The organism is Aggregicoccus sp. 17bor-14 (assembly GCF_009659535.1).
In the GTDB taxonomy this organism is placed as follows: Bacteria; Myxococcota; Myxococcia; order Myxococcales; family Myxococcaceae; genus Aggregicoccus.
The window spans coordinates 57,582-67,598 of sequence record NZ_VJZZ01000025.1 but is presented as its reverse complement, the minus strand read 5'-3'; the positions used below and the strand labels follow the sequence as shown (position 1 = coordinate 67,598).

Annotated in this window: 5 protein-coding genes; 4 read left to right on the top strand and 1 reads right to left on the bottom strand. The window is 72.5% G+C overall.

The window, feature by feature from the left end; genetic code table 11:
- Nucleotides 1-163 precede the first annotated feature (163 nt).
- The 3 genes from FGE12_RS29580 (at nt 164) to FGE12_RS29570 (ending at nt 5,974) form a co-directional block, all read left to right on the top strand.
- Nucleotides 164-2,827 carry a TonB-dependent siderophore receptor gene (locus FGE12_RS29580; RefSeq protein WP_153870008.1) on the top strand — a complete coding sequence of 888 codons (2,664 nt, stop codon included), beginning with the start codon at nt 164-166 and terminating at the stop codon, nt 2,825-2,827.
- Between the two features lie 26 nt (nt 2,828-2,853).
- On the top strand, nt 2,854-3,792 hold the full coding sequence (locus FGE12_RS29575) for a hypothetical protein (RefSeq protein ID WP_153870007.1): 939 nt from the start codon (nt 2,854-2,856) through the stop codon (nt 3,790-3,792).
- Nucleotides 3,793-3,868: 76 nt separating this feature from the next.
- A complete protein-coding gene (locus tag FGE12_RS29570) occupies nt 3,869-5,974 on the top strand; it encodes an LA_2272 family surface repeat-containing protein (RefSeq protein WP_153870006.1) in 2,106 nt (701 codons plus the stop codon).
- A 21-nt stretch (nt 5,975-5,995) separates the two neighbouring features.
- Here the strand turns inward: FGE12_RS29570 and FGE12_RS29565 are convergent, their stop codons facing one another.
- A complete protein-coding gene (locus FGE12_RS29565) occupies nt 5,996-8,491 on the bottom strand; it encodes a penicillin acylase family protein (RefSeq protein ID WP_153870005.1) in 2,496 nt (831 codons plus the stop codon).
- Nucleotides 8,492-8,672: 181 nt separating this feature from the next.
- Between FGE12_RS29565 and FGE12_RS29560 the strand changes: the two genes are divergently transcribed.
- A complete protein-coding gene (locus FGE12_RS29560) occupies nt 8,673-10,016 on the top strand; it encodes an amidohydrolase family protein (protein ID WP_153870004.1) in 1,344 nt (447 codons plus the stop codon).
- The last annotated feature ends 1 nt before the right edge of the window (nt 10,017 follow it).

The following is a 10,017-nucleotide window of genomic DNA, read 5'->3' as shown; positions in this document are numbered from 1 at the left end:
TCGAGGGCGTGGACGTTTTGCGCCCACGCCTCTGCGCACCCCTTCGACATAAAACCCAGCCCCGCTCCCGTCCTCCCTCGGGACTCCTCCTCACTCCCTCGGGCTGAAACGGCGAAACACGAGCCAGAGGGAGAGGGGACACTCCCCGACACGGATGAACCGTATGACTCTGAAGCCCAGAGCTGCCGGAGGCCTGCTCGCAGCCTCCCTCCTGCTCCTCTCCCTCACCGCCTTTGCCCAGCCGCAGCAGGGCGTCCTCACGCGGCCCCCCGAGCTCGAGCACACGGTCGAGGCCGTCTATCCCCCCGAGGCCGCCCAGCAGGGCCTCACCGCGAGCGTGCGCTTCTTCCTCACCATCGACGCTTCCGGTGCCGTTGCCGAGGCGCTCGTCCAGGACGGCCCCGTGGGGCACGGCTTCGACGAGGCGGCGCTCGCCGCCGTGCGGCAGTTCCGCTTCCGCCCCGCCGAGGTGGACGGCGTGCCCGCGCCCGTGCAGCTCGAGTACACCTACCACTTCACCCTCGCGCCGCCGCCTTCGCCCGAGCCCGCGGCTGCCGCCGTGCCGCGCGCGGTGCTGCGCGGACAGCTGCTCTCGCGCGGCAGCCGCGCCCGCGTGCCCTCCGCCACCGTGCGCTGCGGAGACGGCGCGGACGCGCCCGAGGCCGAGAGCGACGCGGAAGGCCGCTTCACGCTGGACGCCCCCGCGGGCGCCTGCGCCGTGTCCGTGGTCGCGCCCGGGCACCAGCTCTTCCGCACCCAGGAGCAGCTCGCGGCGAACGAGACGCTCGAGGTCGCCTACTACCTCGTCCCGCAGGGCACGGGTCTGCAGACCATCGTGCACGGCACGCGCGAGAAGAAGGAGGTCGTGCGCCGCACCCTCAACCGCGACGAGGCGACGAAGACGCCCGGCACGATGGGAGACCCCATCCGCGTGCTGCAGACGCTGCCGGGGCTCGCGCGCGCGCCCTACCTCTCCGGTGATTTGCTCGTGCGCGGCAGCAACCCGGGACAGACGAGCGCGCTGATGGACGGGGTGAAGATCCCGCTCCTCTTCCACCTGCTCGGCGGCCCCTCGGTCATCAACCCCGAGTTCATCGACTCGCTCGACTTCTATCCGGGCGGCTTCGGCAGCCAGTACGGGCGCGCGGTGGGCGGCATCGCGGACGTGGCCACGCGCAAGGGCGCGAGCGACACGCTGCACGGCTCCTTCAAGGTGGACGTGCTGGACACCGCGCTCTTCCTCGAGGCGCCGATGACGGATGGTGTCTCCGTGTCCGGCGCGGTGCGCCGCTCCTACGTGGACACGGTGCTCAAGGCGGTGCTCCCGCAGAAGGAGTCCGGCGGCACGCTGGTCATCGTGCCGCGCTACTACGACTACCAGCTGCGCGTGGACGTGGGGGCGCGCGCGGAGGAGGGGAGGCCCGCGGGGCGCAGCACCTACTCGGTGATGGGCTTCGGCTCGGACGATCAGCTGCGCCTGGTGGACACCGGCGGTGACAACGACCGCGACTACGACGTGAGCTTCCACACCCACTTCGACCGCCTGCGCGGCGCGTGGAACTACCGCCACGGTGGGCTCTCCAGCACCTTCGTGCCCTACGTGGGCTACGACCGGCTCACCTCGGACTTCGGCAACAACGACGAGCACGACAGCCTGTGGAGCCTCGGGGCGCGCGAGACGCTCGCGCTGGAGCTGAGCTCGCGCGTCACCGCACGCGTCGGCGCGGACCTGCTCTACAGCCGGATGAGCGCGCACCTGCAGCTGCCCGTCGCCACGGACGACGAGCTGGTGCCCTTCCCGGGCTCGGCCCCCCGCGGCGAGACGCAGACGCTGCACGAGAGCCTGGGCGGCCTGGACGGCGCGCTCTTCGTGGAGGCCGACCTGAAGCTGGGCCGGCTCACCGCGACGCCCGGCCTGCGCGCGAACCTCGGCCGCACGAGCGGCCACAGCCCCATGGCGCTGGACCCGCGCCTCTTCCTGCGGCTGCAGACGGGCGAGCACACGGCCCTGAAGGGAAGTCTCGGCCTCTACAGCCAGTCGCCGGACGTGTGGCAGTTCATGCGCCTGCCCTACGGCAACCCGGAGCTCGGCTACGCCCGCGCCTTCCAGAGCAGCCTCGGCGTGGAGCACCACTTCGACGACTCCTTCAGCGTGGACGTGACGGGCTTCTTCAACCGCCGCTACGCGAACGTGGTGGCGCCGGGCCAGGTGCACGTACTGCCGGACGGCAGCGTCGCGCGCGAGCGCTACAGCAACGACGGGCTGGGACGCGCGTACGGCGTGGAGGTGATGGTGAAGAAGGAGCTCACCGAGCGCTTCAGCGGCTGGCTCTCGTACACGCTGAGCCACGCGGAGGACGGGCGCGCGGGCGCGGACCCGCAGAGCCCTTCGCAGGGCGCGTTCGGTGAGGGCCAGACGCTGGGCTACGACCTCAGCCCCTACGATCAGACGCACGTGCTCACGCTGGTGGGCAGCTACAAGCTGCCGCACGGCTGGGAGCTGGGCGGACGCTTCCGCTTCACCTCGGGCCGCCCGGTCACGCCCCTGGTGCACGACTCCGACCTCTACCAGGTGGACGGCAACCAGTACGGCACGGTGCGCGGCCTGCTGCTCTCCGAGCGCACCCGCGGCTTCCACCAGCTCGACATGCGCGTGGAGAAGGGCTGGACCTTCGAGCGCTGGACCCTCTCTGCGTACCTCGACGTGCAGAACCTCTACAACGCCCAGAACCAGGAGGGCGTGCTCACCGACTACCGCAACCGCCGCGAGTACGAGCTGCCCGGCCTGCCCATCCTCCCGGTGGTGGGCGTGAAGGGGAGCTTCTAGCCATGCGCCTCACGCACGAGACCTCCATGAAGACCCGCCTCCTCCTCTGTCTCCTCGCCCTCGCGGCCTGCGCTCCGGACATGGACGAGCCCACGCTGGTGCACGACCTGCGCGTGCTCGGCATCTCCACGGACGCGCCCGAGCTGCTCCTGCCCGCCTGCGATACGTCGCCGCAGGTGCTCGCCGCACTGGACACGCCGGTGCACTACCGCGCCCTCATCGTGGACCCGCAGGGGGAGGAGCGCGCGCTGGACTACCGCCTCTGGGCCTGCGCGGACGCGGAGGACCTCACCTGCGCCGAGGCCAACGGCCGCGTGCTGCTCGCGGAGGGAAGCACCTCCGCAGGCGAGCTGAGCGTGGACGTGCGGCCGGGCACGGCCTTCCTCCCGGACGGCACGGCGCTGCTCGAGCGCGTGCGCGCGAAGGACGACTACGCGGGGCTCGGCGGCGTGCGACTGCCGCTGGTGCTCGAGCTCTCGGCGGGCGAGGAGCGCATCCACGCGCAGAAGCTGCTCGTCTACAGCTGCCCGCTCGTGGAGGGCATGCGCGCGAACCAGAACCCCGAGCCTCCGGGCCTGCTGCTCCAGGGCCAGCCGTGGCCGCAGTCGCAGAGCGCGGAGCAGGCCGTGGCGCTGCCCGAGCTGGTGGGGCCGGGGCCCTTCGCCGTGCAGGCCGAGGACTTCCGCGCGCAGGAGGAGGCGTACGTGGTGCCCAGCCTCACGCTGCAGCCGGTGTCCCTCACCGAGAGCTGGACGCTCGCGTGGCACGCGAGCCTCGGCGAGTTCAACCTGCAGCAGACGGGCGGCACGGACTTCGGCGGGCAGGAGTCGCGCAACCTCGTGAAGTGGAAGCCCTTCGAGGACGGGGGCAGCGCCGAGGCCCAGGTGGTCACCTTCTGGGTGGTGGTGCGAGACGGCCGCGGCGGGCTCTCCTGGACGAGCCGCCAGGCCCTCTGGCGCCCCTGAGCCGGGGGTCGGGGTGAGGGAGCCGGGCTCCCACCTCGCGCCCCCGCGTCCCCCGCGCTAAGAGCCCCCACCGCCGATGAAAGCCGCGCTCCTCTCGCTCCTCCTCTCCACCGCCGCGCTCGCGGCGGACGCCGTGCCCGAAGCCCCCGCCATCCGCCGCTTCGCGCTCGTGGTCGGCGCGAGCGACGGAGGCCTGGGCCGCGCGCGCCTGCGCTACGCGGGCAGCGACGCGCAGGCGATGGCGCAGGTGCTCACGGAGCTGGGCGGCGTCTCCCCTGCGGACGCGCAGGTGCTCCCGGACGCGGACCGCGCCGCCCTGCGCGCGGCCCTGGAGCACCTGCGCGAGCGCCTCGCGAGGGCCGGTGGGCACAGCGGGCGCTACGAGCTCATCGTCTACTACTCGGGCCACTCGGATGCGGAGGGGCTGCTGCTGCGCGGCGAGCGCCTGGAGTACGGCGAGCTGCGCGCGGCGCTGCAGGCCGCGCCCGCGGACGTGCGCATCGCCATCCTCGACTCCTGTGCCTCGGGAGCCGTGACGCGCGCGAAGGGTGGGGTGCGGCGCCCCGCGTTCCTCGAGGACCTCAGCAGCCAGGTGAAGGGGCACGCCTTCCTCGCCTCGAGCTCGGAGAACGAGGTCGCGCAGGAGTCGGATGCGCTGGGCGCCTCCTTCTTCACGCACTTCCTGCTCACCGGCCTGCGCGGCGCAGCGGACGCGAGCGGTGACGGCCGGGTGACGCTGAACGAGGCCTACCAGTTCGCCTTCCACGAGACGCTGGCGCGCACGGAGAAGAGCGCGGGCGGGCCGCAGCACGCGACCTACGACATCCAGCTCGCGGGCACCGGCGACCTGGTGATGACGGACCTGCGCGCCTCCAGTGCGCGCCTGCGCTTCTCGGGGCCCCTGGCCGGCCGGCTCTTCGTGCGCGACACGCAGGGGCGGCTCACGGCAGAGCTGCAGAAGGGGCCGGGGCGTCCGCTGGACCTGGCGCTCGCGCCCGGGCGCTACGGCGTGACGCTGGAGCGCGAGGCGCAGGCGTGGGGCGCGGAGCTGAGCGTGCCGCGCACCGGCTACCGCGAGCTGCTCGAGGACGAGCTCGTGCCGCTGCGCCTGCTGCGCACGGTGGCGCGCGGCGGCCCCGGCCAGGTGGACAACGCGCTGCCCGGCGCGCCCCCGGCCGATGCGCCCACGGTGGCGGTGAACGTCTCGCTGGTGCCGCCGCTGGACACCAACGCGCTGCGGGGCTCGCGCGCGCTGAACCACCTCGCGCTCGGCGTGCTCGCGGTGCGCTCCACGCGGCTCGAGGGGCTGGGGCTCGCCGCGGGCGTGGGCTGGGTGGACGGCAGCGCGCGCGGCGTGCAGCTCGCGGCGATTGCCAACGTGGTGGGCGGGCAGTTCCGCGGGGTCCAGGTGGGGGCGGGCAACCTCGCCTTCTCGGACGTGACGGGCGTGCAGGCGAGCGCGCTGGTGAGCAGCACCGAGGGCGCCTTCAGCGGCCTGCAGTTCAGCTCCACGGTGAACCGGGTGGCGGCGGGGATGACGGGGGCGCAGGTGGCGGCGGGCCTCAACTTCGCGCAGGAGGTGCGCGGGCTGCAGCTGGGGCTCGTGAACATCTCGGAGGGCGTGGTGGGCGCGCAGGTGGGGCTCGTGAACATCGGCAGCACCGTGCGCGGCCTGCAGCTGGGGCTGCTCAACGTGTCCGACGACGCCACCGTGCCCATCGGCCTGCTGAGCATCGTGCGCCAGGGGCGCCTGTCCTTCCAGGTGTGGGCGGACGACGTGGCCCCGGTGAACGTGGGGCTCAAGTACGGCGGGCGCCTCGTGTACGCGACGCTCAACTACGGCCTGGTGCCCTACCGCGGCACCTACCGGACCTGGTACGGCGCGGGCCTCGGGCTGCACCTGGACGTGCAGCCGGGCTACCTGGAGCTCGACGTCACCACGGGAGCCTGGGACTACCGCCTCGGAGACCACTCCCCGCCGGATGACTTCCTCAGCCGCGCGAGGCTCGTGGTGGGCAAGGACCTGCGGCGCCACTTCGGCCTCTTCGCGGGCGTGACGGCGAACCTCTACCGCACGGCGAAGGGCGACGACACGGCCTCGTGGCTGCCGCAGAAGGTGTTCCACGCCGGCGACCACGCGTACCGGCTGTGGCCAGGCCTGATGGCCGGCATCCAGATTTGAGCGCGCTCGCGAGCGGGACGCCTAGCCGCCCGTCACCGTCTTCTCGGTGCGCGCCGGGTCCGCGGCGATGTCCGCGTCCGTGTAGCGGATGGGACGCCACTGCTTCTGGGTGAAGAGCTGCAGCTGGTCCGAGTAGAAGGGAGAGGCGGGGTCCTCGTTCTCGCCGTAGGTGAGGAAGGCCTCCGCGTGGGGCCCGGCGTCGGTGAACTCCATGGCCATGAGGAAGCTGGTGCCGTAGTTCACGACGTAGCCGTCCGTGGTGAGCCCGCTCACCGCATCGAGGATGGGGCCCTGCGGCGTGGTGGGATCCGCCGAGGTCTTGGACTTGCGGTAGGTCACCACGTTCGCCACGCCGTCGCGCCCGAGGCCGCCGTGCAGGCCGAAGCGGGTGGTGCCGCGCAGGTGGTACTGCGCGTCCTTCAGCGCCACGTCCGGCGCCTTGCCGCCCTGCTGCAGGCGCGCCACGGCCGTCTCCAGCGCCGTCAGCACCGGGTCCGGGCCCGAGGCGGGCGCGGGCGTGAGGGTGTTGGGCGTGGTGATGGGCTGGTCCGGGTTGAAGTCCACCGCGAAGAAGGTGCCCGCGCGCGTGGGCTCGCTGCGCGAGAGGGCCACGCTGAACTCGCGCCACAGCACGGCGCCCTTGCTGTCCGCATCGAAGCGCCCGTCCCAGCTCTCGAGCACCTTGCAGGCCGCGGACATGTCCGTGCGCGCCTCACCGCCCGTGGGGCGGGCCTTGCAGCGCTGCACCACGTCGGCGCGCACCAGCTCCTCGCTCATGCTGCGGTTGCTGAGGATGGCGCCCTTCAGCTCGTCCAGGGTGAAGTTCCCGTCCGCACCCGAGGCCCCGCCCGACTTCTGCTCGGTGAGCAGGGTGAGGTTCATGCGGGTGCGCAGGCTCTGCGGCACGCGCGAGAGTCCCTGCAGGGGGCTGAAGCCGGTGAGGGGCGCGGCGGGGTTCGCGAGCCAGTGGCTGTCGTTCGCGTTGAAGACGAAGTCGCGGCGCGAGAGCTGCGGCACGCCCGCGAAGGGCACGAGGCCCGGGTCGCGCGCGCCGGGCGCCTCCACCCACTCGTTGGCCGGGTCGCTGCCGTCGAAGGCGATGAGGCCCGCGCCCGCCAGCGTGGCGATGAGGGGGTTGAGCGGGGAGGCCGGCGGCGAGTCGTTCTGCACGATGCGGCGCCAGCGGTCGAGCGCCGCGGCGGAGTGGTTGGGCGTGGCGGAGGCGTCCGCGTACCAGACGTTGCCGTCGCGGTCGGTGGCCATGGTGTTCACCCAGGGGATGCCCTGCACGGAGGAATAGGCCTGCTGGAACTCCTGCAGGCTCTTCGCGCGGTCCATCGCGAGGAACTGGTTGATGAACACCTTGTTGTCCAGGTTCGCGTCCCGGTAGGTGAGCGCGAAGCTGCTGTTCCACTCCACGCCGAAGGGGCTGATGATGGGCCCGTAGTGGCTGAACCAGATGTCGCGGCTGAGCGGCAGCTGGCTGCCGTCCGGCTGCAGCACGGTGATGCCGAAGGTCTTCTTCACCATGTCGCGCGGAGCGCCGTTGTACAGGTACTGCGTGGGGTGGCCCGGAATGAGCGGCAGCGCGTAGATGCTGAAGCGCTGGCCGCTGGAGAAGGTGTGCGTCCAGGCCACGTGCTCGTTGAAGCCGATGAGCACGCCCGGCGTGCCCATGAGGCTCACCCCGTAGATGTTGAGCTGGCCGGGGATGGTGAGGTGGCTCTCCCAGAGCCGCAGCTCGCCCTCCCAGGGGAAGTGGGGGTTGCCCACCACCATGCCCTTGCCGCTCGCCGAGCGCTCCGCGCCGATGGCCCAGCCGTTGCTCGCGAGCGCCTTCTCGCTCGAGAGCGGCACCGGGTCGATGCGCACGCCCGCGCCGCTCGTTCCCGGGGGCACGGCGGCCGCGATGTTGCTGACGAACTGGGTGCTGCTCGCAGCGAGCGAGAGCGAGAGCAGGTGGGCCATCAGGTCCTGCTCGTCGATGGCGCGCACCCACTCCTTGCCAGCACACCAGCCCTTCACGCCCGGAGGGCCGCCCACATCCTTGAGGTACTGGTTGTAGCCGGCGATGTAGCCGTCGATGAAGTCGTGCACCTCGGGCGGCTGGGCCTGCAGCGCCGCGGTGGCGCGCGAGCGCAGGTCCAGCGCGAGGTGCACGAAGTCGCTCGCCACGTTCGCGTTGAGCTCGCCTGCGCCCATGAAGCGCGCGCGCTCGCCGCGCACCTTGAGCACCTGGTCCGCGAGGATGCAGGCGTGGTCCTCGGCGAAGGCGTAGCCCTGGCCGAAGCCCGCGTTGCCCCAGCTGTCCGCGGTGATGTGGGGGATGCCGTGCGAGGTGCGCGTCAGCTTGGCGCTGTAGCGCGGCGTGGTGCTGGGCGGCGGCGTCTCGTCGCCCTTCTTGTCGTCGCTGCAGCCGGCCAGCGCGAGCGTGAGCGCGAGCAGCGCGCCGCCCGCCCTCCGACTGCGGTCTCGCCAGGACTGCGGCACCTCGGCCTTCGCGTCTCTCGAGCGCATGCGGACTCCCCTCCAGGGTGGGGCGCCCCGCGGGGGCAGGGCGCCAGTCTCGCGGACCTTACTCGCCTGTCCAGGCTCGGGGGAGGCCGCTTTGCCGCGGCCCGCCCGAGTGTCCGCAGCCGGGAGGAGGCGCCGGGGGCCCTGGATGAAACCCGGTTGCATCTGGCTAGCATGCCCATCCATGCGCCCACTCCCTCTCGCACTGCTGTCGCTGCTCGCTGCCCCCCTCGCGCTCGCCCAGGCGCCCAAGCCCGCAGCGGCCGCACCGCCTCCCGCGCCCGTGCTGCTGCGCGCCGCGCGCCTCTTCGACGGCCGCTCGGAGGCACTGCGCCAGGGCTGGGGCGTGCTGGTGCAGGGCGAGCGCATCCAGGAGGTGGGCCCCGCGGACGCGCTCGCCGCGAAGCGGCCCGGCGTGAAGGTGGTGGACCTGGGAGACGCGACGCTCTTGCCCGGCCTCATCGACGCGCACACCCACGTGCTGCTGCAGGGGGACATCACCGCGGAGGACTACGACAACCAGCTGCTCAAGGAGAGCATCCCCTACCGCGCGCTGCGGGCGAGCACCGCGGCGCGCACCGCGCTGATGAACGGCTTCACCTCCATCCGTGACGTGGAGACGGAAGGCGCGATGTACGCGGACGTGGACGTGAAGCACGCCATCGAGAACGGCGTCATCCCGGGGCCGCGCATGACGGTGTCCACGCGCGCGCTCGCCCCCACCGGCATGTACCCGCTCTCCGGCTACTCCTGGGAGCTGAAGGTGCCCGAGGGCGTGCAGATCTCCGACGGCCCGGATGCCCTGCGCCACGCGGTGCGCGAGCAGGTGAAGTACGGCGCGGAGTGGATCAAGGTCTACGCGGACCGCCGCTACTACGAGACGGGCCGCCCCGAGCGCCCGGTGCGCAGCTGGGTGAACTTCACCGACGAGGAGATGCGCGCCATCGTGGACGAGGCGCACCGGCTGGGGCGCAAGGTGGCGGCGCACGCCATCGGCTGGGACGGCATCGACGCGGCGCTGAAGGGCGGCGTGGACAGCATCGAGCATGGCGACGGGCTCACCGACGATCTCATCGCGCGCGTGGTGAAGCAGAACGTCTACTGGTGCCCCACCATGTGGGTGGGCGCGTACGTGGCCGAGGGGCGCGGCGGCATCTGGCCCGCGCTGGTGAAGCACGAGGAGCGCGCCTTCCAGAAGGCCTTCAAGGCCGGGGTGCGCATCGCCTACGGCACGGACGCGGGCGGCTACGCGTGGACCGAGCCCCAGGCCGCCGAGCTCGCGATGATGGCGAAGTACGGCATGCCGCCGCTCGCGGTGCTCAAGAGCGCGACCTCGGTGGCTGCGCGGCTGCTCGACCCGGTGTGCGCCCCGCAGGCGAAGACCTGCGCCTCGAGCGACGTGGGCGAGCTCGCCCCCGGGCGCTACGCGGACGTCATCGCCGTGGACGGCGACCCGCTGCAGGACCTGGCGCGCATGCAGAAGGTGCGCTTCGTGATGAAGGGCGGGGTCGTCTACAAGGGCCCTTGAG

What these genes read in the sequence shown, in the direction of transcription:
- FGE12_RS29580 (WP_153870008.1), top strand. Translation starts at nt 164, where the DNA reads ATGACTCTGAAGCCCAGAGCTGCCGGAGGCCTGCTCGCAGCCTCCCTC.
- FGE12_RS29575 (WP_153870007.1), top strand. Translation starts at nt 2,854, where the DNA reads ATGAAGACCCGCCTCCTCCTCTGTCTCCTCGCCCTCGCGGCCTGCGCT.
- FGE12_RS29570 (WP_153870006.1), top strand. Translation starts at nt 3,869, where the DNA reads ATGAAAGCCGCGCTCCTCTCGCTCCTCCTCTCCACCGCCGCGCTCGCG.
- FGE12_RS29565 (WP_153870005.1), bottom strand. Translation starts at nt 8,491, where the DNA reads ATGCGCTCGAGAGACGCGAAGGCCGAGGTGCCGCAGTCCTGGCGAGAC.
- FGE12_RS29560 (WP_153870004.1), top strand. Translation starts at nt 8,673, where the DNA reads ATGCGCCCACTCCCTCTCGCACTGCTGTCGCTGCTCGCTGCCCCCCTC.